At 30.8% G+C, this 24606-nt stretch carries 25 protein-coding genes; 9 read left to right on the top strand and 16 right to left on the bottom strand.

All coding sequences use genetic code 11. The annotated features are described in order from the left end of the window. Nucleotide 1: 1 nt before the first annotated feature. The 3 genes from GQF29_RS16775 to GQF29_RS16765 all read left to right on the top strand — a co-directional run bounded on the left by GQF29_RS16775 (nt 2) and on the right by GQF29_RS16765 (nt 3536). Nucleotides 2–691, top strand: coding sequence for a 5'-methylthioadenosine/adenosylhomocysteine nucleosidase (locus tag GQF29_RS16775; protein WP_054688594.1), 690 nt, complete (start codon nt 2–4; stop codon nt 689–691). A gap of 43 nt (nt 692–734) precedes the next feature. Beyond that, nucleotides 735–3074, top strand: coding sequence for a U32 family peptidase (locus GQF29_RS16770; RefSeq protein ID WP_160340850.1), 2340 nt, complete (start codon nt 735–737; stop codon nt 3072–3074). A 114-nt stretch (nt 3075–3188) separates the two neighbouring features. Then, entirely contained in the window at nt 3189–3536 is a 348-nt protein-coding gene (locus GQF29_RS16765; protein WP_008789666.1) for a helix-turn-helix domain-containing protein, read from the top strand. 12 nt (nt 3537–3548) lie between these two features. Here GQF29_RS16765 and GQF29_RS16760 read toward each other — a convergent pair whose 3' ends face one another. Next, nucleotides 3549–4085, bottom strand: coding sequence for a metallophosphoesterase family protein (locus GQF29_RS16760; RefSeq protein ID WP_160340849.1), 537 nt, complete (start codon nt 4083–4085; stop codon nt 3549–3551). 175 nt (nt 4086–4260) lie between these two features. Here GQF29_RS16760 and GQF29_RS16755 point away from each other — a divergent pair, with 175 nt between their 5' ends. From GQF29_RS16755 to purF, 6 genes are all read left to right on the top strand, one after another. Further along, nucleotides 4261–4575, top strand: a complete 315-nt coding sequence (locus GQF29_RS16755; protein WP_008789668.1) for a PTS sugar transporter subunit IIB — start codon at nt 4261–4263, stop codon at nt 4573–4575. A 93-nt stretch (nt 4576–4668) separates the two neighbouring features. Next, nucleotides 4669–4941, top strand: coding sequence for an ACT domain-containing protein (locus tag GQF29_RS16750; RefSeq protein WP_008789669.1), 273 nt, complete (start codon nt 4669–4671; stop codon nt 4939–4941). A gap of 11 nt (nt 4942–4952) precedes the next feature. Continuing rightward, nucleotides 4953–6317: a PFL family protein gene (locus GQF29_RS16745; RefSeq protein ID WP_160340848.1), complete on the top strand. Its 1365-nt coding sequence runs from the start codon at nt 4953–4955 to the stop codon at nt 6315–6317. A 44-nt stretch (nt 6318–6361) separates the two neighbouring features. Next, entirely contained in the window at nt 6362–7588 is a 1227-nt protein-coding gene (locus GQF29_RS16740) for an ATP-binding protein (protein WP_160340847.1), read from the top strand. Further along, a complete protein-coding gene (locus GQF29_RS16735; RefSeq protein WP_117598779.1) occupies nt 7588–9291 on the top strand; it encodes a GNAT family N-acetyltransferase in 1704 nt (567 codons plus the stop codon). The genes GQF29_RS16740 and GQF29_RS16735 overlap by 1 nt, the downstream gene beginning before the upstream one ends. A 117-nt stretch (nt 9292–9408) precedes the next feature. Further along, a complete protein-coding gene (gene purF, locus GQF29_RS16730; protein ID WP_017143733.1) occupies nt 9409–10821 on the top strand; it encodes an amidophosphoribosyltransferase in 1413 nt (470 codons plus the stop codon). A 79-nt stretch (nt 10822–10900) separates the two neighbouring features. On the opposite strand, the gene GQF29_RS16725 is transcribed toward purF, so the two are convergent. The 15 genes from GQF29_RS16725 to nusB form a co-directional block, all read right to left on the bottom strand. Further along, complete coding sequence (locus GQF29_RS16725; protein WP_054325146.1) at nt 10901–11176, bottom strand: hypothetical protein; 276 nt, start codon at nt 11174–11176, stop codon at nt 10901–10903. A gap of 16 nt (nt 11177–11192) precedes the next feature. Then, a complete protein-coding gene (locus GQF29_RS16720) occupies nt 11193–12377 on the bottom strand; it encodes a phosphopentomutase (RefSeq protein ID WP_117598780.1) in 1185 nt (394 codons plus the stop codon). Nucleotides 12378–12380: 3 nt separating this feature from the next. Beyond that, a complete protein-coding gene (locus tag GQF29_RS16715; protein ID WP_054688603.1) occupies nt 12381–13286 on the bottom strand; it encodes a tyrosine recombinase in 906 nt (301 codons plus the stop codon). Nucleotides 13287–13348: 62 nt separating this feature from the next. Then, nucleotides 13349–13501, bottom strand: coding sequence for a hypothetical protein (locus GQF29_RS16710; protein ID WP_160340846.1), 153 nt, complete (start codon nt 13499–13501; stop codon nt 13349–13351). A 66-nt stretch (nt 13502–13567) separates the two neighbouring features. Continuing rightward, entirely contained in the window at nt 13568–14137 is a 570-nt protein-coding gene (locus GQF29_RS16705; protein WP_117598781.1) for a hypothetical protein, read from the bottom strand. Between the two features lie 41 nt (nt 14138–14178). Then, entirely contained in the window at nt 14179–15402 is a 1224-nt protein-coding gene (gene dinB, locus GQF29_RS16700; protein ID WP_117598782.1) for a DNA polymerase IV, read from the bottom strand. Nucleotides 15403–15423: 21 nt separating this feature from the next. After that, nucleotides 15424–16248, bottom strand: a complete 825-nt coding sequence (spo0A, locus tag GQF29_RS16695; protein ID WP_008789682.1) for a sporulation transcription factor Spo0A — start codon at nt 16246–16248, stop codon at nt 15424–15426. A gap of 210 nt (nt 16249–16458) precedes the next feature. Beyond that, entirely contained in the window at nt 16459–17454 is a 996-nt protein-coding gene (locus GQF29_RS16690; RefSeq protein WP_008789683.1) for a SpoIVB peptidase S55 domain-containing protein, read from the bottom strand. A gap of 63 nt (nt 17455–17517) precedes the next feature. After that, nucleotides 17518–19167: a DNA repair protein RecN gene (recN, locus tag GQF29_RS16685; RefSeq protein WP_054688607.1), complete on the bottom strand. Its 1650-nt coding sequence runs from the start codon at nt 19165–19167 to the stop codon at nt 17518–17520. An 8-nt stretch (nt 19168–19175) separates the two neighbouring features. Then, nucleotides 19176–19979, bottom strand: a complete 804-nt coding sequence (locus tag GQF29_RS16680; RefSeq protein WP_054325147.1) for a TlyA family RNA methyltransferase — start codon at nt 19977–19979, stop codon at nt 19176–19178. After that, entirely contained in the window at nt 19960–21834 is a 1875-nt protein-coding gene (dxs, locus tag GQF29_RS16675; protein ID WP_117598785.1) for a 1-deoxy-D-xylulose-5-phosphate synthase, read from the bottom strand. Before dxs ends, GQF29_RS16680 begins: the two co-directional genes overlap by 20 nt. Continuing rightward, on the bottom strand, nt 21835–22683 hold the full coding sequence (locus GQF29_RS16670) for a polyprenyl synthetase family protein (RefSeq protein WP_008789687.1): 849 nt from the start codon (nt 22681–22683) through the stop codon (nt 21835–21837). A 3-nt stretch (nt 22684–22686) separates the two neighbouring features. Next, nucleotides 22687–22902 carry an exodeoxyribonuclease VII small subunit gene (gene xseB / locus GQF29_RS16665; protein ID WP_008789688.1) on the bottom strand — a complete coding sequence of 72 codons (216 nt, stop codon included), beginning with the start codon at nt 22900–22902 and terminating at the stop codon, nt 22687–22689. A gap of 8 nt (nt 22903–22910) precedes the next feature. Then, nucleotides 22911–24161, bottom strand: a complete 1251-nt coding sequence (gene xseA / locus GQF29_RS16660; RefSeq protein ID WP_008789689.1) for an exodeoxyribonuclease VII large subunit — start codon at nt 24159–24161, stop codon at nt 22911–22913. Continuing rightward, nucleotides 24161–24565 carry a transcription antitermination factor NusB gene (gene nusB / locus GQF29_RS16655; RefSeq protein ID WP_008789690.1) on the bottom strand — a complete coding sequence of 135 codons (405 nt, stop codon included), beginning with the start codon at nt 24563–24565 and terminating at the stop codon, nt 24161–24163. The genes xseA and nusB overlap by 1 nt, the downstream gene beginning before the upstream one ends. Nucleotides 24566–24606 lie beyond the last annotated feature (41 nt).

Raw genomic sequence — 24606 nt, 5'->3', positions numbered from 1 at the left:
CATGATTGGAATCATTGGAGCAATGGCAGAAGAAGTTTTAGAAATTAAAAAATTAATGACAATGAATCAGCAAAAGGAATATCAAGGTTATATATATTATGAAGGAACACTTAATCATAAAGATATTGTATTATTACAAGGTGGAATTGGTAAAGTCAATGCTGCTATTGCAACAACATTGTTGTTTACACATTATCCTATAGATTATGTCATTAATATCGGGTCAGCTGGAGGACTTCATTCTCATCAGAATGTTGGAGATGTTGTGATTTCATCGCAGGTTGTTCATCATGATGTAGATGTAACTGCATTTGGAAGAGCGCTAGGTGAAGTTCCTGGAATGCCTCAATACTATACACCAGACTATGATCTTCTTGTGAAAGTCAAAGAAATATTGATTCAACACGATACCAACGCTCATATAGGTTTGATTGCTTCAGGTGACCAGTTTATAGCAAATTCTCAACAGGTCAAAACAATTCAAGAACATTTCCCAGAAGCAATGTGTGTAGAAATGGAGGCTGCTGCTATTGCTCAAGTCTGCCATGTTTATCACAAAAAGTTTATTATTACTCGCTCATTAAGTGATGTTTATAATAAGGGAGAAAGTCATATCCAATTCGATGAATATTTAAAGAAAGCAAGTCTTCAATCTGCACAAATGTGCAATGAACTTGTTTCTCAATTATAGCAATAACGCAACAAGTTATTGCTACTTTTTTGGAGGTGAAAGAATGAAAAAAGTCGAACTTTTAGCACCAGCTGGTGACCAGGAATCATTAATTGCTGCTATTCAAAATGGAGCAGATGCTATATATTTAGGTGGAACACTCTTTAATGCTCGTGCTTTTGCTAAGAATTTTGACAATGAGCAATTAGAATGGGCTATTCACTATGCTCATCTACGTCATGTAAAAATATATGTTACAGTGAATACACTTTATACAGATGATGAATTTGATAAATTAATTCAATATTTAGATTATTTATACTATATACAGGTAGATGCGCTTATTGTTCAAGATATAGGTCTCTTTCATATGATTAAGAAACGCTATGATGATTTTGAAATTCATATGAGTACGCAGGCATCGATTATGAATAAAGCAGCTGCTCAATATTTTTATGAGCAAGGGGCTTCTAGAATCGTTTTAGCACGAGAAAATACCCTCGAAGAAATACAAGATATTTGCCAAGCAACGTCTCTAGAAGTAGAAGTATTTGTTCATGGGGCTTTATGTGTATGCTATTCTGGACAGTGCCTGATGAGTAGTTTTATTGGAAAACGAAGCGGGAATAGGGGAGAATGTGCTCAACCATGCCGTTTGCAATATAGATTATCTAAAAATGGACAAATTCAACCTAAGAAAGTTCCTTTTCTTCTTTCACCAAAAGATTTAATGACAATTGATTCGATTGGTGAACTTATAGACGCTGGTGTCACATCCTTCAAAGTAGAAGGGCGTATGAAAAAACCAGAGTATGTTGCAAGTGTCATCAAAGCATATCGTAAAGCTATTGATAGTCATTTGAATTGTCAAACAAAGACGTTTGATGACGATATAATTTATATGAAAGCAATGTTTAATCGTAATTATACAAAGGGCTATATTTACCATGATCAGCATATTGTTGAAGGAGATTATCCAGGTAATAAAGGTATTATTATTGGAAAAGTCATAGGATATCGAAAAAGAGAAAAACGTGTCATTATTGAATTAGATAAGTCGCTTAAACAAGGAGATAGTCTTGTGTTTGAACAGATAGATAAAGGACGTCCAATTAATAAAATTTTTATAAATAATCGCTTGGTAGCAAAAGCATCTGCAGGAGATATTGCTGAAATAGAATTTAATTATCCAGTTTATGAAGGAAATGTCCGTAAAACGATTGATATTGACATTATAAACACATTACATCATACATATGATAAAGACTATCGAAAACAACCAATTGAAATGACATTCATTGCCCATATCAACCAGCAACCGCAACTCATTCTTCAATGCCAAGGTATAAAAATACACAAAACAGCAGATATCATAGTAGAAGAAGCAAAAAAAACACCTCTAGAAAGACAACGCATTCAACAACAACTATGCAAATTAGGACAAAGCACTTTTATAGCGCATCATATCAATTTAGATATTGATGAGCAATTATCTATGCCTATTAAAGTATTGAATGAAATGCGTAGGGAAGCTATTGATGAATTAACAGAAAAATTATCAAATCGCCAAATTCATTTTTCAGTTCCTAGAGAACAATATGATTTAACGACTATAAAAAAGAGTGCAGAATCACAATGTATTCACATCTTAGTAAGCAATCTTAAACAATTAGAAATTGTCTTAAACTATAATAACATTGATATGATTTATTATCCATTTCAAACAGATAGTTTAGAAGCTTTTCATTTATGTATTAGAAAACAACAGAAATTCGCTCTATTTATACCAAGAATCTGTAAAGATAAAGAACTTGAAATTATTAAACAATCTGATGTTTATCAACAAGTTGAAGCTGTGGTTGTCAATGAATATGGTGCTTATTATTCCTGCCAAGATAAAAAGAGAATTATTGGAACTGGATTAAATGTTTACAATTCACATGCAATCAACTCTTATCAAGAAACAAAAATTCTTTCACTAGAGATGAGTCAAAAACAAATCTATCAATTAAAATGCAATCATCAACAATGTTTTGTACAAATCTATGGAAAAATAGAAAATATGATTAGCGATTATTGTCCTATATCACAATATTATTTTGGATATCAAAAAAAGAACTGTCAGTTATGTAAATCATCTCAATATGCCCTTATTGATAGAAAAAATGAAACTTTTGATTTAATGATGGATGAGCAATGTCGTATGCATCTTTTGAATTGCCGAACACTATTTATAGAACCAAACAACACTCTTGATGTTGGAGGGTATTTTATTCATTTCACGAATGAAAATAGCGAAATGACAGAATTTATTCTCAATCAGTTATTTTCGTATTTGTACCATCACAAGAAAACAAATATCAGAGAAAAAATAATGACGACTTCAGGATATTTTAAGGTATAGTGTAGAAATTTGTCTAATAGTTTCCATTTATGTCTTTCGTAAATTAATTTTTTTATAATTCTAAATTGATATCAATTTTAAATAGTGATATAATAGTGCCATGGAGGTGGCATTATGGCTATAGATATGGATTTAGCAAAAAGATTGAAAACTTATAGAAATTTTAAACATTTAACACAAAAAGAAGTTGCTGCACACCTTGAAGTTCCACATTCTGCTATTTCAGATATTGAAAATGGAAAACGTGATGTGACAGTTGGTGAACTTAAAATTCTTTCGCATTTATATGGTCGAAGTGTAGAAGAAATTATGAGTGGTAAAAAATATGATTATTATAATATTGCAAATATTGCCCGCTTGCTTACTGAATTACCAGATGAAGATTTAAAAGAGGTTATGTTCATCATTGAATATAAACGCAAAAGACTCGAAGAAAAAAGCAAAACAGTTAATCATGATTAATTGTTCTGCTTTTTATTTTAATAATTTTTTAAATTCATCCAACAATTTTAATCCCTCTTTAAGAATACATTCATCAACTGGTTGATCTGTTTGATGATGATAGTAGGTGACTTGTGTATGATTGTTTTCATAATTAACAAGAGCATAAGTCCCATAACCATAGCTTCCTCGATTCATCATAAGACTCCCAGGATTGATAAAATGAATCCCTTGATGAATCTGGTGTGTGGGGACATGGGTGTGACCATGCAAACACAAGTGGCAATGATGACTTTGACATAACTTAACTAAATCGTCATAACCATAATAAACATTATAATGATGACCATGAGTAACACAGATATCTTGATGAATTCTGTACTTTGGAAAAGCGGCATCATCATGATTTCCTTTGACAACAATGTCATATTGATGAATTAATGGGTCATCTAAAGTCAAGGATGAATCACCACAATGGATCATCAAATCAACTTTGTTTTTATAGAGTTTTGTTATGCGTTGGAGATCATTTCCAAATAAATGACTATCACTGACAACTAAAATATTCATACTATCCTCTCTTTTCTATTCTTTATTTTACCACAAAATAAATTTCGTTTCATTTTATGTTGATAAAATCCTTATATTTTCTGAAATAGAAAAAATTTGTCTCGTAAGTGTTTACAATTGGTCCAAAAGTTGGTAAAATAGTCATAGTGAAATAACTAGAAAAGGAGTAATGAATATGAAAACTATTTTATTAGTATGTTCTGCAGGAATGTCAACAAGTTTATTAGTAACAAAAATGGAAGCTGCTGCTAAAGATGCAGGTGTTGAATGCAAAATCTTTGCATTACCTTTCTCTGATGCACCAAGAGTATTAGAAGAAGTTGACTGCATTTTACTTGGCCCACAAGTAAGATTCCAAAAAGGTGCTATTGAAAAAATGGCTGCTGGAAGAAAAGCTGGAGCTATCCCTGTAGACGTTATCGATATGAGAGATTACGGTACAATGAACGGAAAAGCTGTATTTGATAAAGCAATGTCTTTATTAGGTTAATATTCTTAAACAAAAGGAGTTTACACTCCTTTTTTTCTTTCTTTTTTATGACTTGTTTGCTATAATATTAAAAAATATCAGGAGGGGTTATGAATGGAAAAAGCTATTATTACTGTTGTAGGAAAAGATCAAGTAGGAATTATTGCCAAAGTTTGTACATATTTAGCAGACTCACACATTAATATTCTTGACATTTCACAAACAATTTTACAAGGATATTTCAATATGATGATGATTGTTGATGCATCTCATGCTGGAGAAGAATTTTCAACTTTAGCTGATCAATTAGAAAAACTAGGGAATGAGATTGGTGTTAACATAAAATTTCAGCATGAAGATATTTTCAATAAAATGCATAGAATCTAGGGAGGAAAAGAATGATTAATTTATTTGAAGTTGCAGAAACAAATAAAATGATTGAACAAGAGAATTTAGATGTTCGTACAATCACAATTGGAATTAGCCTTCTGGATTGTATTGATGGAAATATCGACGTTCTGTGTCAAAACATTTACAATAAAATCACAACGATTGCGAAAGATTTAGTAAAAACAGGTGAAGCCATTGAGAAAAAATATGGTATACCTATTGTTAATAAGAGAATTTCTGTTACACCAATTGGATTTATTGGTGCTTCAGCATGTAAAAGTTCTGATGATTTTGTAAAAATTGCAAAGACATTAGACCATTGCGCTCATAAAGTTGGCGTGAATTTTATTGGTGGATATAGTGCAATTGTCTCTAAAGGAATGACTAAAGCTGAAAAATTGTTAATTGAGTCAATTCCACAGGCAATGAAAGAAACTGAGCTTGTTTGTAGTTCTGTTAATGTTGGGTCAACAAAGACAGGATTAAACATGGATGCAGTGAAATTGATTGGTGAAACAGTCAAAGCAACAGCAGAAATTACTAAAGAGAATGATTCCATAGGTTGTGCAAAATTTGTGGTTTTCTGTAATGCACCTGATGATAATCCATTTATGGCTGGTGCTTTTCATGGTGTCAGTGAGGCTGATGCAATTATCAATGTTGGTGTAAGTGGGCCTGGTGTTGTACGTACTGCTATTCAAACAGCAAAAGGTAAAGATTTTGGTGAATTGTGCGAAACGATTAAGAAAACAGCATTCAAAATTACTCGTGTTGGCCAATTGGTTGCTAGAGAAGCCTCAGCAGCATTAAATATTCCTTTTGGTATTATTGACTTATCATTAGCACCAACACCTGCTGTCGGAGATAGTATTGCCGATTGTTTACAAGAAATGGGTCTTGAAAGAGTTGGAGCTCCTGGAACGACTGCCGCTTTAGCTATCTTAAATGATCAAGTAAAAAAAGGTGGAGTCATGGCGTCATCATATGTAGGTGGATTATCTGGTGCATTTATTCCAGTCAGCGAAGACCAGGGAATGATTGATGCTGTTGAAATAGGTGCATTGACATTAGAAAAATTAGAAGCAATGACATGTGTATGTTCAGTTGGGTTAGATATGATTGCAATTCCAGGAAAAACATCTGCAAAGACAATTGCAGGAATTATTGCTGATGAAATGGCAATTGGTATGATTAATCAGAAAACAACTGCAGTAAGAATTATTCCTGTCATTGGAAAAGATGTAGGTGAAATGGTTGAATTTGGTGGATTGCTAGGATATGCCCCAATTATGCCAGTAAACGAATTCTCATGTGATGAATTCATTGATCGTGGTGGAAGAATTCCTGCGCCAATTCATAGTTTTAAAAATTAAAAAGACGATTTATCGTCTTTTTTCATAGGAAGAAGGTTAAATTTATGGACTTAAATCAATTAATTATATATAGAAATCTCACTGATGATCCTGATGTCTTAGAATGTTTATTATATTGTACACACCAAACTGATAAAAATGAAAATACTTTTATTTCAACAATGTTAAAGTTATCTGAAAAATATGATCTTCATGGTCATCTGTTTCAAAGTTTAATAACATATTTATTAGTACAACACGAAAATATTTTCACACTTTCTTTAGAGCGTAAGCAAACTATAAATAACTCATTAAAAGATGTTGTCATGAATGATATAAATGTATTATATCAACTTTACCATTATGATTTTACCAGCCTAAATTTTCAGTATCAGAATCTCTTTTTACACTTTCCACATAGTCGTCCGATTATTAATCAGGAAATTTTTAATTTGTTATCAGAATTACAATTACAACTTTCTTGGAGCACTTCACTAGAAGAATTCTACAAAATATTATACAATCATTATAGTCAATATGGAGTAGGGAAGTATGGCTTGAATAAAGCTTTTCGTTTTCAAAACGAAAAAATTATACCAATTGATCATATTGGGAATAATAAATTAGACCAATTGATTGGTTACGAGAGTCAGAAGGAACGTTTAAAAGCCAATACTGAAGCTTTTTTAGAAGGTAAAAAGGCTAATAATGTCTTACTTTATGGAGATAGTGGAACAGGAAAATCAAGCAGCATCAAAGCTTTATTGAATGAGTATTATAAAGATGGGTTGAGAATGGTTGAGGTTTATAAGCATCAATTTATTTCTTTGCCTCAAATAATTAATGAACTTCAAAATAGAAATTATAAGTTTATAATTTTTATGGATGATTTGTCTTTTGAGGAATTTGAGGTCGAGTATAAATATTTGAAGGCTGTTATCGAAGGTGGTTTGGAGAAGAAACCAGATAACATTTTAATCTATGCAACAAGTAATCGTCGCCATCTTATCAAAGAAACCTGGAATGATAGAAATCATGATCAGGAAATCAATAACAATGATGCAAAACAAGAAAAATTATCACTTGTTTCACGATTCGGTGTACAGATTATGTATATTCATCCTGATAAGCAACATTATTTAGATATTGTTGATGGATTAGCTAAAACTTATCAAATTGATATGAATCAAGATGAATTGCATGATTTAGCATTACAATGGGAAATTAGAAATGGAGGATTTTCTGGGCGTACTGCCAAACAATTTATACATATGCTGCTCGGAAAGAAATAATGAAAGAATTAAAATTAGATGATTATTCAATAATTAAACCTTACTTGGATTTAGCAAATTATGAAGGATATAATTCAAATTTTGTAACAATGATGATGTGGAACCATGAGTATCATATTCAATATGAAATTCATGAACATTTTGTTGTTATGTTACATAATTATAAAGGAACACAGTTCTGGGCAATGCCTTTTACAAGTCCACAATATTATCGAGAAGCTATTGATTATATGCTAGAGTATAGTCATAAACATCAGTTTGAATTTATAATTGATTGTGCTATTGATACATTCGTTGAATATATCAAGCCATTATATCAAGATAAACTTTTATTTGCACGTACACCCGAGAATGATGATTATGTTTATGATCGAATGATGCTGCAAACTTTATCTGGTAAAAAAATGCAGAAGCGTCGTAATCACTATAATGCTTTTTTGAAAGAAAATCCTGATTATATTTATAGAGATTTAGACTTAGTTAATGATTTTAATATGATTTTAGAATGTCTTAATCGCTGGGAGAGTGAGAAAGAAGATTTAAGTGAATCTATGACAAGTGAAGTTAAAGGCATTATGTATCTTTTATCATCTCGACACATGTTGGAATTTGAAGTAGGTGGGATTTTTATTAATGGACAAATGGAAGCTTTCATTATTGCTTCTCGTTTGAAGCATTCTACAATTCAAATACATGTTGAAAAAGCAAACAAGGATATTCGCGGATTGTATCCTGCTATTCTTAAAGAAATGTTAGAGCATCATTTTCCTGATGAACAGTATGTTAATAGAGAAGAAGATATGGGATTAGAGAATCTAAAAAAATCAAAACTTTCTCTACATCCAATCAAGATGATTGAAAAATATCGTATTTATGAAAAAGATGAGTATATTGGGCAAGCATCTGATGATGATTTAGAATCTATCATTCATCTTTGGAAAGATAATTTCCCAGATGAAACAGAAGAAACAACAAACTACTATTTCCAATATTTATACCATAAGGAATATACTTTTGTTCTTAAGAATAAAAATCATTTGATTTCAATGTTACAAATTGTTCCTATATCAATTCAAATTCACAATCAGATAAGAGAGTGTTATTTTATATTAGGCGTTGCAACAAAGAAAAATTTTGAAAAACAAGGGTATATGAAAAAACTTTTACAATTTGTTCTTGAACAATATAATAATCAAATTATTTATTTACAAGCGTATCATCCAGAAATTTATAAACCTTTTGGTTTTAATGCATCTCATTATCACCAAAAAATTGCTGTAGATAAGGAAAAATTAATACAGTCTCCTTGTATCCCTATAGATGATATTTCACTCTTAAAAGATTATTATGAAGCATTTGTGCAACAATTTGATGAATATCGCATTCGTGATGAATACTATTGGAAGTTATTTATTCAAAGATGTCTTGTTTTTTTGGATAATATTCTTATCTTCAAAGATCATGGATATCTTATTTATCATGAGAATGATGAATCTATTGAAATATCAGAGTTTATCTATCTTACAAAAGATTCTATAAATATTATGTTATCTTATTTTTCAAACAGTACAAAAAATATTATTTTAGAATGTGATATAAATGTTGAAATAGAAGGGCAGTCATCTCTTATTATTACAATGATGTCTAATCAAGTAAAGTTAGATACTTTTGATAAACACAAATATATTAATGAAATTTATTAAAGAAAGAAGAATTTTATTCTTTTTTCTTTAATTTTAATGAGTTTTATTGACTTATTATCTACGTTTTGGTAAATTTTAATTGTGTTAATAAATATTTATCACAAGGAGACTAATAAAATGTTTGATCAAGACGAATTACATGAAGAATGTGGTGTGTTTGGTGTTTTTGGACATAACAATGCTGCTGATCTTTGTTATTATGGATTACATAGTTTGCAGCATAGAGGGCAAGAAGCAGCTGGAATTGTTGTGCAAAAAGGACATAAACTTAGCATTCATAAAGGCGAAGGGTTAGTAACAGAAGTGTTTGATGCAAAACGCCTTGCTCAGCTTGATGGTGATGCAGCTATAGGGCATGTTCGTTATTCCACAGCTGGTGGTAGTGGCATTGCCAATGTTCAGCCTTTTTTATTTAAAACAATGAAGGGCTCATTAGGTATCTGTCATAATGGAAATTTAGTAAATGCAAATATTCTAAAAAAAGAGTTAGAAGAACAGGGTAGTATTTTTTCATCATCTTCAGATACTGAAGTCTTAGGTCATTTAATCAAAAGACAAGATGGTAAAATGATTGAACGTATTTGCAAATCTTTAGATATGTTAGATGGGGCATTTGCTTTCTTGATTCTTATCGAAGATCGCCTTTATGTTGCAAGAGATAAATATGGTTTAAGACCTTTATCCATTGGAATCCTCCCAAATGGAGCCTATGTATTTGCATCAGAAACTTGTGCATTAGATATTGTTGGAGCAAATTTTGTAAGAGATGTTGAACCAGGAGAGATTGTACGAGTAAAGGATGGAAAATTAAAAGCTATGACTTATACAAAAGATCCAGTCGTTGATAAAATTTGTGCAATGGAATACATTTATTTTTCAAGACCAGATAGTACCTTAGATGGAATCAATGTGCATACAACAAGAAAATTGGCAGGAAAACAATTATTTTATGAAGCACCAGTTGATGCAGATGTTGTTATTGGAGTGCCAGATTCATCCATTTCTGCTGCTATTGGTTATGCTGAAGCTTCTTCAATTCCCTATGAGATGGGACTTGTTAAAAACAAGTATGTAGGACGTACATTTATTCAACCCACACAAGAAATGAGAGAGCAGGGTGTACGAATGAAACTATCAGCTGTCTCATCTATTGTAAATGGAAAACGCATCATTTTGATAGATGATTCAATTGTGCGTGGAACGACCTCTCAACGTATAGTTAAACTACTAAAAGAAGCTGGTGCAAAAGAAGTACATGTTCGCATTGCCTCACCAGCAATTCGTTATCCATGTTTCTATGGTGTTGATACATCTACAATAGAAGAATTAATTTCTCATAGAATGAGTGTTAGTGAGTTATGCCAATATATAGAAGCAGATTCATTAGCATTTATCAGTGAAGATGGATTGAGTCAATCTATTCACTTTAAACAAGAACACACATGTGGCTTATGTATGTCTTGTTTCAACGGCAAATATGTTACAAAACTATATGATTCCTTTGAACAAGCGAATAAAGATGAAAAGTAAAAAAATAAGGGAAGATTTAATGTCTTCCCTTATTTTCATGAAATATATACAACTTCGCATAATATAGATTATGTGAATTCTAGACTATGCGAGAAAGTGTTGCAAATGTAATTAATATAGCCATGATTACTACTAATACCATTATATATTTATAAATAGCCTGAACATCTACCTTGTTGTTATTATAAACAGCTAAAAAAGAACAGATATACAATACCAATCCAATTATATAATTCACAATCATTGGCCAAATACTATCTTTTATAGAAATCCCAAAAATAAACAGCAAGGTTCCAATTAATAACCCAGCTAAAGAAATAATAATAACACGTCTTGTTTTGTTGTTTTCATCCATATACTTCTTCAAGCTCCTATATAATTTTATCTGCTAATGATTGACCAATACCAGGATTTTCAACTTTAAAATTCTCAGCGATTGTTGCTCCAATTACAGCATAACTTTTTAAGAGACCTAAGTGTCTTGGTTTATGCAACGATTTACTATAAACAATTAATGGAACATTCTCTCGTGTATGATCAGTTCCTTTATATGTTGGATCATTCCCATGATCAGCAGTAATCATTAATAAATCATCTTCTTTAAGTTCTCTTAACAGATCCGTTAATTGGTTATCAAATTCTATAATAGCATTGCCATATCCCCGAGGATCTCTTCTATGTCCAAACACAGCATCGAAATCTACTAAATTTAAGAATGCAAGACCTGTGAAATTCTCTTTAGCGATTTCTATTGTCTTTATCATCCCATCAAAATTAGATTCAGTTTTTACTTTGCGTGTTATCCCTTGATCAACAAATATATCAGGTATTTTACCAATTCCAATAACATCAAGATGATTTTCTTTTAAAGAATCTAAAACAGTTTTTCCAAAAGGTTTTAATGCCAAGTCATGGCGATTAGCAGTACGTTTAAATTCTCCTTTTTTCTGTCCTATATATGGTCTTGCAATGATTCTACCAACCTTCCATCTCTCATCCATAGCTAATTCTCTGGCAATATCGCACGCTTTATAAAGTTCTTCCAAAGGAATAACATCTTCATTAGCTGCTATTTGAAATACTGAATCTGCTGAAGTATAAACAATCCAATCCCCAGTCTGAATTTGATGTTCGCCCCAATCATCAAGTATTTTAGTTCCACTCTCAGCGTAATTTCCTACACATTTTCTTCCAGTTTTTTCTTCAAATAGTTTAATAAATTCATCTGGGAAACCTGTCTCAGTAAATGTTTGAAAGGGTTCAGTAATCTTTAATCCCATCATTTCCCAATGACCTGTCATTGTATCTTTTCCATTTGAAACTTCTTCTAGCCTAGCAGTATAAGCCAATTGGTTTTTTAAAGCATGAATGCCCTTAAATTGTCCAATACTTCCTAAGCCCATGCCTTCTAAATTAGGCAAATCTAAGCCCCCTACGCTTTCACAAATATGACCAAGTGTATTTGCTCCCAAATCATTAAAAGCCTCTGCATCGTGGGCATCTCCAACGCCCAATGAATCTAAAACAATTAAAAAAACGCGTTTATATTTTTTCATAATTTATCTCCTTTTCTTGCTTCGTGGATGTAACTTCCTATATTCTTCTATTGCTTTATTATTAGACACATGTGTATATATTGTTGTTGTAGAAATATCACTATGTCCTAGCATTTCTTGGATAGACCGTAAATCAGCATCATTTTCTAATAAATGAGTCGCAAATGTATGACGTAATGTATGAGGAGTGACATGTTTTTTCAACCCACTTTTCTTAACAATATTTTCTAAAATATGATAAAAGTCATCTCTTTGAATAGGCTGTCCTTTTTTATTAATAAAAAGGTATTGGGACGAAACTTCCTCACATAATTGTGGTCTATATTCTTCAATATATTTCTTTAACAACAAACAACAATTCTCATTCATTGGTACAATTCTTTCCTTGTTTCTTTTTCCAATACATTTTACAAAGCCTTTATGTATATTCACGTTCTGTAACGTTAAAAAACACATTTCACTCACTCTTAATCCAGATGCATATAAAACTTCTACCATACACCGATTACGCGCTGACACTGGATCATTTACATCAATTGAATCAAGCAACTGATTGACTTCAGCAACTGTCAAAACTTCAGGTAAATATTTCGCTTTCTTAGACATTTCAAAAGAACTCATAACATTGTCCTTAATGATATTTTCTTTTACTAAGAAAATATAAAATTGCTTTAGTGAAGTCATATGTCGGTCAACAGAAGATGCTTTTAAATGATTACGCAAATCTTTAAGATAATGATACATGTGATCTTTAATAATATTATCTATACTATTGACTTCATATTTTTTATAAATAAAATCAATAAAATGTAGAATATCACGTTCATAATTCTCAACAGTATAACGGCTATAACCTTTTTCTACAATCATATATTGTTTATATTCTTTTAACGCATCTACACATTTCAAAATACATCACCTACCATATTATACAAAAACAAATTACAAATAACAATATTTTTGCATTAAGATTAATCAATATGATTATTTGTATCTAATGCTTCTTCCATAAACTCTATTTTGCCAATTAATTCTTTAATGTATTCATTATCAGCCAAATTATATACAAGAGCTAATTTAAGAATCATTTTTAATTCATATAAATCCAATCGTGTAAAATTCATTTGACCACTACTTTCCTAATTTTTAAAAGAATTCTAATAAACGTAGATTATAGATAATCAAAAAATTCAAAACATTGGTACAACATAGATACGGAATGCTAATGCTAAAGAAAAAATAACAAGACCAATAATTACACAATTAAGCTTATAGTTCATCATGCTTTTCATACTAAAATTCTGTTCAACACAAAAAGTAACTAATGTGACATATGTTGAAATGTGTATACATATTAAATTCATCGATAGACAAAGCGCAATTTCCAAAAGACTTTCAACAAGTAACAAAAGAAATATTATAAATGTAAATGGAACCGCTGTAAAAACAAACATAAAAGAAAATGATAATTGCAATCCTTTTAAGAAAATTAAAAACAATAGGCCAATATGCCCCAAATAACTAGAACTCAGATATGTACATATCAATATGTAAACTCCACCTTGAATGACATAAAGCTGATATTGATTTTGATATCCATCGATATTAAGATAAAATAAATTTTGAAAAAAATCCTTTACCCCTTGTATTGAAGATGAATACTGATAAAACCCAAACAACAACCCGCAAACAAAAACACTTACCATTGCTATAACAATATATTTTTTATTGTCAATAAAACGACGTAAAAAGACACTCATTGATTATCACCTCTAATAATTCATATGAGTGTCTTTTTATATTATTCATTGTTTTCTAAGTATTTCTTTTGAATTGTTGATTGTGGTTCTATTAGATCTGATGCTTTCATTACTTTCAAACCAGGTAACGAAGAATTTAAACGATGTATAACTTCGTCAGTTTCATTAATCTCTTTTTTACTTGCTTGTAGTTGGGTATGATCAAATAAAGAAATCTGTTGCTGTAATTCTTCAACATGTTTAACATTATTCAAACTTATACCAACTAATCGTAGCATTTCACCACCATAAATACTTTCAAACAACAATAAAGATGTTGCATAAATAGTATCAAAATCCTGAGTATAATCATCAATAATCATTTGTTTTGTTTTACTCTTTTCTCTTGTGTATTTTAACGTAATTGAGATAGAATTCCCTACTAAATCTCGCTTTTTGGCACGTGAAGAAACTTCTTGTGCTAAGTCTCTAAATACTGATTTAATAAATTCTTCATCTTGGCTATCACGCTCAAATGTTGTTGAATTCCCAATAGACTTTAATTCATTATGTGCAACATTGATTTTTGAATAATCTTTCCCGTTTGCCTTTTGATAATATATCAGTGCATTTTTTCCAAATATAGGTTTGATTTTCTCATAGTTTTCATATTTTGCTAAATCACCAATTCTGACTATTCCTAATTCAATCAGCTTAGGAGCAGTTTTTTTACCAATACCAAACATGTTTTCTATTGGTAATGGCCAAATTTTTTGCTTATAGTTTTGATTTGTTATGACAGTGATTCCCATTGGTTTTTGCATATCACTAGCCATTTTTGCTAAAAACTTATTTGGTGCTATTCCTATCGAACATTGTAACTTCAATTCTGCGAAAACTCGCTTTTGAATTTCGATTGCGACATCATAAGGGTTTTGGTAATGCATCTGAATATAGTTCGTTAAATCCACATAACATTCATCTATGCTTGCCACTTCTAATTCTTGTGAAAATGTTGAAATAATATTGAAAAATTTTTCAGAGAGAGTCTTGTAAAGTTCAAAATGTGGAGGAACAATAACAAGATGTGGACATAATTCTTTTGCTTTAAACAGTGGCATAGCAGAATGAATACCGAATTTTCTTGCTTCATAGGAAGCAGTTGTAATAATGCTTCGTCGAGATTCTCTACAGATAACTATTGGTTTGCCCTTCAAAGATGGTTGTGATGATGTTTCTGCGCTTGCATAAAATGCATTTAAATCAACATGAAATATAATTTGCATCAACATCACCTACCTCAGCATCTATTTTAACATAAAATCTTTATAATTATAAATGCTTTCTTTTTTAACTGTATCAGTTTTATGTGCTAATCTCAATTTATCTGCAATCATTGCAATGAATTCTGAATTTGTAGGTTTCGCTTTCACTGCAGAAACAGTATATCCAAAAATATCATCAATTGCATCAGTATTTCCTCTGTTCCAAGCCACTTCAATCGCATGACGAATTGCTCTTTCAACTCTAGATGAAGTTGTATTATACATTCTAGCAATATCTGGATATAAAACTTTAGTAACTTGCCCCAAAATATCAATATTATAATAAGTTGTTAAGATTGCTGTTCTTAAATACATATACCCCTTAATGTGAGCAGGAATTCCAACTTCATGTAAAATATCAGTGATTTCATTTTCGATTTTGACTTTTTTATATTTTTCTGATTCATCCCCATTTAACAATTGATCATGTTTTTGTTGATCAGCAGTTGTTATGTAAAGAGCAGATTGGACAAAATGTTGTAAATCAAATGGATATTTAAAACAGTAATCTACAGATAAATCCTCAAGCCAATTACAAATTGTTTGATTCATAAATTGTGTCACACAAATAACTTTATTGTAACTGTTTTTATGCATTTCTTTTAATCTATTTAAAACTCCTACACCATCAATTTCTGAAAGCATTAAATCAATGATTAATAAATCACAAGTTCTTTGGTTTAGGAAATTAAAACAATCTGTTCCATTGTTTGCAGTCCCTATAATTTCAAATTTATTTGTTTTTTCTAAATTGATTTTAATATTTTCCAATAATTCTTGTTGATCTATTGCTATAAAAGTTTTCATTTTTCCAATTTCCCCTTTCGATTTATTCTCATCAGCAAATTTATTATATATGTGTCAAAAAAAGAAAGATAGTCAAAAAGTAAAGAAAACATAGTCAAAGCGGAATTTTCACAAATTCGTCATTTTTTTCACCCATATTTACGACACGATATCCTATCAAATGTCTTTTTATGTTGAAATAAGAAAAAGGAATCTTGAGCGATTCCTTCCCTATTTGTCGTTTTCAAGCATCCAATCGATGTATAATCCATAACCTTGGTGAACATTGTTGACATCAACATGAGTAACACACCCAATTAACTTCCCATTTTGTATAATTGGTGATCCACTCATTCCTTGAACAACCCCATTTGTTAAAGAAAGAACTTTTTCATCTGTAATTTCAAAAGTAATACCTTTAATAGAAGGCTCGTTCTGTTTTTTTAGTTTTGTAATATTGATAGAGCATTTTGTAAGTGTATGACCATCTAAAACGGTTAAGAAATAAGCCTCTCCCTCTTCAACTTCATCCATAGAAGCCGTAGAAATTATTTGTTTATCTTGACTAGGATAATCATCATAATTCCCATAAATACCATAATTATTATTATCATATATCGTTCCAATTTGAATCGAACCTATTTCGGCTATTTTTTCACCTGGTTTACCATTTTCTGAAGGATTGATTTTTTTGACATATGAATTATAGACACTGCCTTTTTTAATAATAACATCACTTTCTAACGATACATCCATCATAACATGCCCTAAGGCCCCAAAATGATGTGTGGCAGGATTAAAATATGTCATTGTTCCTACACCAGTCAACCCATCCTGTACATATAAACCTGTTGTGAACTTCCCATCTGATTCCTGGAACTTTAATTCTTTGTGGAGTTCTTTTTTATCACGTGAGAGTGTAAGTGTAATCGTATTTTTGTTATCAATTTCCTTTTCAACGTTTGCCATTAAAGTTGATATTGAATCAATACTTTGTCCATTCACTTTCTTAATGATATCTCCTGTTAAATACCCATCTGAAGAAGGATTGTACTTTTTATTGTCAATAGAAATATCATATGTTCCAGTAATCAATACACCATCATAATCTAACTCTATCCCTATTGATTGTCCACCTAAAATAACATCTGCTGCAAATACATTGACTGTCTGGAATAACATCGTCACGACAATAACGAGTGTAATACTTAACTTTTTAAAAAGCAAAGCATATACACCTCCCTGTAATCTTTTTTTGATTACAGTTTATTTTGGCATATATGCTTTGAATTATACATTCAATAATTTTTTTGCATTTTCTATAGCTTCAGGTGTTAATTTTTCTCCTGAAAGCATCTTAGCAATTTCTTCTATACGACTATTTTTACTTAAAAGATGCACTGCTGTTGTCGTTTCATGATCAGTAATCATTTTTTCGATACAATAATGATGCTCAGCTAAACAAGCAACCTGTGGTAAATGTGTAATACAAATAACTTGCTTATTTTGTGCCAATTGAAGCATTTTATCACCAATACTAGATGCTACTTTACCACTAACGCCAGTATCGACTTCATCAAAAATAATGGTTTCTATTGAACTATATGCCAAAATAATTGTCTTTATTGCAAGCATAATACGAGATATTTCTCCACCACTAGCACTTTCGTTAAGCAAACTCAAATCTTGACCTTTATTAATAGAAACTAAAAATTGTATTTTATCAATTCCATTTTTACATAGTTCAACTCTATCAAAATTCACTTTTAATATTGCTTTATCCAAATATAAGTCCCTAAATTCTTTTTGGATAAGCCTTTCAAAATGATTTGCATTTTTTAAGCGAATATGATGCATTTGATTAGCAATTAAAAGTGCAGCATCTTTTGATTCAGAAACTTGTTTTTGCAAATCTTGAATATATTCTTCACGATGAGATATTTTTTCTATTTTTTCGATGATATCATTTCGATATTCCTTAATTCTTTCCATCGTAAAACCATATTTTCGCTTTAATCTATTAATTATATAAAGAGTTTCTTGAATTTCATTAAAACGATATTGATCGAATTGAAATTCCCTATATGTTTCCATAACATTTTCATAGTCATCAATAAGTAAATAGTACTGATTATAAATGTTATCATATGATTTTTGAAATGCCTCTATTTCATTGACTGACTCTAATGCATTTAAACTTTCTTTAATTAAAGGCAATGCTCCTTTTGAAGAATTCATTAATCTATCAAAATTCTGTATATCTTCGTTCATTTTTTCAAAATTTTGAAGCATTTTTAACTCGTTTTCTAATTCATCTACCTCATCATCAGTATACTCAACTTTATCAATTTCATCCAATTGACTCTCTAAAAAATCTAATTGTTCATCACTCATATCTTCTTCAAGTGTCTTTTTTAATTTCGTTTTAAGTTCTTTATAAGAAGTATATAAATCTGCATATTTTTTTTGTAAATCAGCCAATTCCTGAGAAGAAAACTCATCTAATAATATAATATGGTTTTTTTCTTCAAAAAGTTTTTGAGTTTCAAACTGTGAATGAATATCTATTAGCAAAGGCATCAATAACTTCAATGCTTGATTTGAAGCATTTTGATAATTTATTTTAATATTGCTTTTTCCTGATTGAAGAATTTCTTTAGTAATAACAAACTGTTCATCTGGTTCAATATGTAACTGTTCACATATATCTTCCAACGCTTCATTCATAGTTGCATCAAAAACACCCTCTATAATCGCTTTAGAGCAGTTTTTCTTAATTAACGATACAGAAGCCCTATTCCCACACAACTGCCCTAATGCATCAATAATAATAGATTTACCAGCGCCTGTTTCACCAGTGAGAACACTCATACCACTTTCAAAATCAATACGTGTCTGATCAATAATAACAAAAGAAGAAATATATAAACTTTTTAACATACTATCACCTACCCTTTAAAGTATTGATGTGCTGTAGCAACAACTTTTTGAACATCTATAAAACAATCCTGAGTTTCATTGTTTTGAAAACAACCTAAAAACTCTATATTACCAACACCACCAGTAATAGGTGAATATGTCAATTGTTTTAAAGACATGTGAGAATCATGAGCATAATCAATAACTTCCTTAATAACACGCTCATGAACAGATGGCTCGCTTACAATCCCATGCTTTCCAACATCATCTTTTCCAGCCTCAAATTGAGGTTTGATTAATGCAACAATATAACCATCTTTTTTTAAAATATGAGACAGTGCAGGAAATATATGCTTTAAAGATATAAATGAAACATCAATGCTTACAAATTCAGGTTGTCCAAATTGAAACATATCAAGTGTTGCATATCTAAAATTCGTTTTTTCCATTACATGAACACGTTCATCATTACGTAACTTCCAAACCAATTGATTCGTCCCAACATCCAAAGCATAAACTTCTTTAACGCCATTTTGTAGGCCACAATCTGTAAATCCACCAGTGGATGATCCAATATCTAGCATAATCAAACCGTTTAAATCAAGCCCAAATTCTTTGATAGCTTTTTCTAATTTTAAACCACCACGGGAAACATATGCCAATTGTTCACCCTTTATATAAAGCTGTGAATCAACAGGTATTTTTGTTCCTGGCTTATCAATATAATCATATTCATCTCTAACAATCCCAGCCATAATTGCTCTTTTGGCTTTCTCTCTTGAATCAAATAAACCTTGCTCTACACAAAGAACATCAACTCTTTCCTTCTTCATGACATTTCTCCTTTATAACATTGAAAAGATCATCCAAACTCATGTTTTCATATTTTAATAAAGTTTCAACATCTCCTTGAGGTGTATACCTGTCATCAATTCCTAAATAATCTATACTTATATTCATATGATTTTGAGAATAATATTTTGCAATCATCGATCCTAATGAGCCAATCATTAAATCAGTTTCATAAATAATTAAATCCTGATGATTATCATAGAATTCATTGAGCATCTTCTCATCCATTGGTTTTATAAATCTTGCATTGACAAGATTAATTGGCAAATGATTTTTTTCAATCAACTCTTTAACTGTATTAACTTTAGCATCATATGTAATAATTGTTAAATGATGTGTTTGATCATCAATGATTTTTTCCCAAGTCCCAATCTCAATAAACTCATCAGTTGCAACATCACAATCAAAAACATTTCCGCGAGGGAATCGCATAATATATGGCATATCAAAGTTTTTCATAGCTGTATTAACCATTCTGCGAGCCTCTTGCGTATCTTTCGGAGTCATATAGACAATATGAGGTATAGCAGACAGAAAACTTATATCAAAAACTCCATGATGTGTTTCACCATCTGCTCCCACCAGTCCACATCTGTCAACACCAATAAGACATGGCAAATTCATTCTAGCTATATCATGATTAATTTGATCATAGCAACGCTGTAAAAACGATGAGTAAATAGTAATGTATGGTTTTTTATGGGCAACAGATAACCCTGCTGCAAAAGTCATAGCATGTTCTTCTGCAATACCAACATCAAAACTCCGATGAGGATATTTTCTAAAAATTTCACCTAAACAACTCCCTGAAATCATAGCAGGAGTAATAACAACAATATCTTCGTCTTCTTTCATTAATTTTTCAATTTGTGAAGAAACAACAGCACTCCAACTCATAAGTTGTGACTCTTTTTTATATATTCCTTCTTTATAATCAAAAGGTGCGACACCATGATAAACGCCTTGGCGGTCATTTTCAGCCAATACATAACCTTTTCCTTTTATTGTATGAACATGGACAACCACACTGTGTGACATTTCCTTTGCTAAACTCAATGCATTAAAAAGTTCTCTAAAATCATGCCCATCTACTGGACCAATATAATCCAAACCAAACTCACCAAAAATATTGTCTTCTAAAACATTTTCCTTGATATGATCTTTAATTCTCTTTGTGAATTTATAGACTTTTTTTCCAAGTTTTGATTTTTCAAGAAAAGATACATAATTGTATTTAGCATTCTTATATTGTGTAGAAATACGCACCTCAGATAGAAAATTACTAAATCCACCAACATTTTTTGAAATTGACATATCATTATCATTCAAAATAATAATGACTTTAGAATCAATAGAACCTAAATGATTAAGAGCTTCAAAAGACTCACCACTCATAATAGCTGCGTCTCCAACTATACAAAGCACATCTCCATCTTCATGATTAAGATCACGTGCAACAGCCATCCCTATACCACCTGATATAGCTGTTGAAGAATGTCCAGCTTCCCAAACATCATGAACACTTTCCTTTCGTTTTTGAAAACCACTCAACCCTTCAAATTGTCTAAGCGTTGTAAAATCTTTAGCCCGTCCTGTCAATATCTTATGCACATAAGATTGATGTCCTACGTCATAAATCATTTTATCCTGTGGAGAATCAAAAATATAATGAAGTGCTATTGTCAATTCAACAATACCAAGATTGCTAGAAAAATGACCACCAGTTTGTGAAACGCTCTTTATAATAAACTGTCTGATATCACTTGCAAGATCTTCCAACTCCTCAATATTTAATTGTTTTATAAATTCTGGATTTTTGATCTTTTCAAGATTCATCTAATTCACCCTTTTCAAAATAATTGATAATAATTCTAGAATTAATCCATGATTAATTCTCATTGCATATATATTTTCATAACATTTTTTAAATAATTCCTGAATTGCTAATTCTGATTTATCAATCCCTATTAATGAAACATATGTTGTTTTATGATTTTCTTGGTCACTGCCAACTTTCTTTCCTAACTGTTCTGTATTTCCAACAACATCCAAAATATCATCTTGAATTTGAAAAGCAAGCCCTAAATCAAAACCAATACTTGTCCAATATTGATAATCACTAGGATTGGCAATCAAACTGCCTAATTGCATACTTACAGCAATCAATTCACCTGTTTTATGTTTGTGAATATCTTTGAGTTGTTCTAAATTCGCTAATTGCTTTTCAAAAGTGATATCCTGTTGTTGACCATAAATCATACCATTAATACCACTCGCTTCATAAAGACGATTCAAAAGTTTCACCTTTAAATCACTATCAATAGATATATTTAAAATAGTATTTACACCTAGATTTAGTAAGGCATCACCTGCCAAAATAGCAGTAGCTTCATCAAATTGTTTATGGCACGTTGGACGTCCACGTCTCAAATCATCATTATCCATTCCAGGTAAATCATCATGAATTAATGAATATGTATGAATCATTTCTATTGCACAGGCAATATCCATATAAATATGATAATCAATTTGATAACTTCTTAAAACACTTAAAAATAGCAATGGCCTTAATCTTTTTCCAGGAGCTAATAAAGAATAGCTCATAGCTTCTTTAACAGGTCCATTTTTTAATGGTTCTAGAAGTTCCTCTAATCGTGAATTTATCTCAGTTCTTAATTGTTCCATAAACTATTCCTCTGTCTTCATATCTTTTAATTGTCCATTTTCATAAATCTGAGCAACTTTTTCTTGAATATTCTTAAGTTTATCATCACAATATTTAGATAATTCAATTCCTTCTTGAAACAATGCAATACTATCCTCTAAAGGTATTTCATTTCCTTCAAGTTTTGAAACAATTTCTTCTAAACGTGAAATAGCTTTTTCATATGTCATATTTTCCATTTTCTCACCTACTTAATCTCTGCTTTTTGATGACCATCTTGAAATTGAATATCAATAATATCTCCAGATTTTAAATCTTTTGATTTCTTAATCATAGTTTTTTCTTTTTGAATGAGTGTATAACCTCTTTGTAAAACCTTCAGTGGACTCAATGCATCTAAAGTTGTAATATGTTGATGCAATTGATGTTCATATGCCTGTAATTTCAAATCTATTTGATTTTTAAGTTCGGTTTGATAACTTGCTAGTTGTTGATACACTCGCATATCAAAAACTTTAAATTGATATGACAACTTATCCTGCAATTTAGTCAATCTTAAAAACTCATGAGAATAAATCACTTCTGGATTATTTAAGTAATAAGATTGTTGTAAACGAGATAAGTATTGTCTTTGTACATCTAGGCGATGTTTCATTTTATATAACAATTGTCTTTGTAAGTTTTCTTGATATACTCTCAGTTCTTTTTGATCAGGTGTTGCTTTCACCGCTGCAGCTGTTGGAGTCGCACTACGATAATCACTGACAAAATCACAAATTGTAAAATCAGTTTCATGTCCAATGCCTGTTATAATAGGTGTTTGACATGCAAAAACACAACGTGCTAAATCTTCTTCATTAAAATTCCATAAATCTTCAATAGAGCCACCACCTCTTGCTAAAATAATTGTATCAAAGCCTAAGGTATCAACTTGTTTTAAAGTTTCAATAATCTGTAAATAAGCATTTTTACCCTGAACAGGTATTGGAAAAACAATGACTTTTGCAAAAGGAAATCGTAAATGTATTGTTCGAACAATATCTTGTACAGCAGCACCTTGCTTAGCTGACAAAACTGCAATTCCTTTAGGGAAAGAACGAATAGATTGCTTATACTTTAGATCAAAGAGTCCCTCTTTTTCCAATTTTCTTTTTAGTGCTTCATATTGCAGATAAAGGTTTCCTATACCATCCTGTTGAATTGTTTGAACATAAAGTTGATATTGTCCAGAAGCCTCATATACTGAAACGCTCGCATGAATAAAAACTTGCATACCATTTTCAATTTGAAAACTCATCTTACGGGCGGCAGATGCAAACATAATTGCACTTACCCTGGAATTCTCATCTTTTAAAGTGAAATAAAGATGACCACTAGGATGTGGCCTATAATTTGAAATTTCTCCTTTAATATAAACATTTTGCAAAGAAACATCTTGATTCATCTTTGCCTTAATATACTTATTTAAAGCAAAAACACTTATGTATTGTCTTTCCATTAAATAATTTGACCTAATACACCATTAATGAATTTGTAAGAATCATCATCACAGAATTTCTTAGCATTTAAAACTGCTTCATTAATAACGATAGTTTTAGGTAAATCAGACTCTAATAACTCACAGGCAGCAATCATTAAAATAGCTTTTTCCATCATACTCAAACGTTCGAATTTCCAACCCTTCTTTAAATGTTTTTCTATCAAAGTTTGATATGATTCTTTATTTTGAAGAGTTGTTTCTACTAACCAACGACTAAATGCCATTGTCTCTTCACTTTTTGTCAATGTTTTTTCTTCGCTCAAAAAAGTTAAAATATCTTCAAGAGAACTATCAACCAAAAGATTCTGATAAACTCCAATAGTTGCTTTTTCTCTAGCGATTTGTCTTCGTGTTTTTTCCATAAAATCAAAATGCCTCCACACTCTCTAAATATAACTTATTC

Source organism: Coprobacillus cateniformis (assembly GCF_009767585.1).
In the GTDB taxonomy this organism is placed as follows: domain Bacteria; phylum Bacillota_I; class Bacilli_A; order Erysipelotrichales; family Coprobacillaceae; genus Coprobacillus; species Coprobacillus cateniformis.
Note: the sequence above shows the minus strand (reverse complement) of the source record. Positions and strands in the feature narration are given on the sequence as shown.

Coding starts and splice junctions, on each gene's coding strand:
- GQF29_RS16775 (WP_054688594.1), top strand. CDS start 2: ATGATTGGAATCATTGGAGCAATGGCAGAAGAAGTTTTAGAAATTAAA.
- GQF29_RS16770 (WP_160340850.1), top strand. CDS start 735: ATGAAAAAAGTCGAACTTTTAGCACCAGCTGGTGACCAGGAATCATTA.
- GQF29_RS16765 (WP_008789666.1), top strand. CDS start 3,189: ATGGCTATAGATATGGATTTAGCAAAAAGATTGAAAACTTATAGAAAT.
- GQF29_RS16760 (WP_160340849.1), bottom strand. CDS start 4,085: ATGAATATTTTAGTTGTCAGTGATAGTCATTTATTTGGAAATGATCTC.
- GQF29_RS16755 (WP_008789668.1), top strand. CDS start 4,261: ATGAAAACTATTTTATTAGTATGTTCTGCAGGAATGTCAACAAGTTTA.
- GQF29_RS16750 (WP_008789669.1), top strand. CDS start 4,669: ATGGAAAAAGCTATTATTACTGTTGTAGGAAAAGATCAAGTAGGAATT.
- GQF29_RS16745 (WP_160340848.1), top strand. CDS start 4,953: ATGATTAATTTATTTGAAGTTGCAGAAACAAATAAAATGATTGAACAA.
- GQF29_RS16740 (WP_160340847.1), top strand. CDS start 6,362: ATGGACTTAAATCAATTAATTATATATAGAAATCTCACTGATGATCCT.
- GQF29_RS16735 (WP_117598779.1), top strand. CDS start 7,588: ATGAAAGAATTAAAATTAGATGATTATTCAATAATTAAACCTTACTTG.
- purF (WP_017143733.1), top strand. CDS start 9,409: ATGTTTGATCAAGACGAATTACATGAAGAATGTGGTGTGTTTGGTGTT.
- GQF29_RS16725 (WP_054325146.1), bottom strand. CDS start 11,176: ATGGATGAAAACAACAAAACAAGACGTGTTATTATTATTTCTTTAGCT.
- GQF29_RS16720 (WP_117598780.1), bottom strand. CDS start 12,377: ATGAAAAAATATAAACGCGTTTTTTTAATTGTTTTAGATTCATTGGGC.
- GQF29_RS16710 (WP_160340846.1), bottom strand. CDS start 13,501: ATGAATTTTACACGATTGGATTTATATGAATTAAAAATGATTCTTAAA.
- GQF29_RS16705 (WP_117598781.1), bottom strand. CDS start 14,137: ATGAGTGTCTTTTTACGTCGTTTTATTGACAATAAAAAATATATTGTT.
- dinB (WP_117598782.1), bottom strand. CDS start 15,402: ATGCAAATTATATTTCATGTTGATTTAAATGCATTTTATGCAAGCGCA.
- spo0A (WP_008789682.1), bottom strand. CDS start 16,248: ATGAAAACTTTTATAGCAATAGATCAACAAGAATTATTGGAAAATATT.
- recN (WP_054688607.1), bottom strand. CDS start 19,167: ATGTTAAAAAGTTTATATATTTCTTCTTTTGTTATTATTGATCAGACA.
- GQF29_RS16680 (WP_054325147.1), bottom strand. CDS start 19,979: ATGAAGAAGGAAAGAGTTGATGTTCTTTGTGTAGAGCAAGGTTTATTT.
- dxs (WP_117598785.1), bottom strand. CDS start 21,834: ATGAATCTTGAAAAGATCAAAAATCCAGAATTTATAAAACAATTAAAT.
- GQF29_RS16670 (WP_008789687.1), bottom strand. CDS start 22,683: ATGGAACAATTAAGAACTGAGATAAATTCACGATTAGAGGAACTTCTA.
- xseB (WP_008789688.1), bottom strand. CDS start 22,902: ATGGAAAATATGACATATGAAAAAGCTATTTCACGTTTAGAAGAAATT.
- xseA (WP_008789689.1), bottom strand. CDS start 24,161: ATGGAAAGACAATACATAAGTGTTTTTGCTTTAAATAAGTATATTAAG.
- nusB (WP_008789690.1), bottom strand. CDS start 24,565: ATGGAAAAAACACGAAGACAAATCGCTAGAGAAAAAGCAACTATTGGA.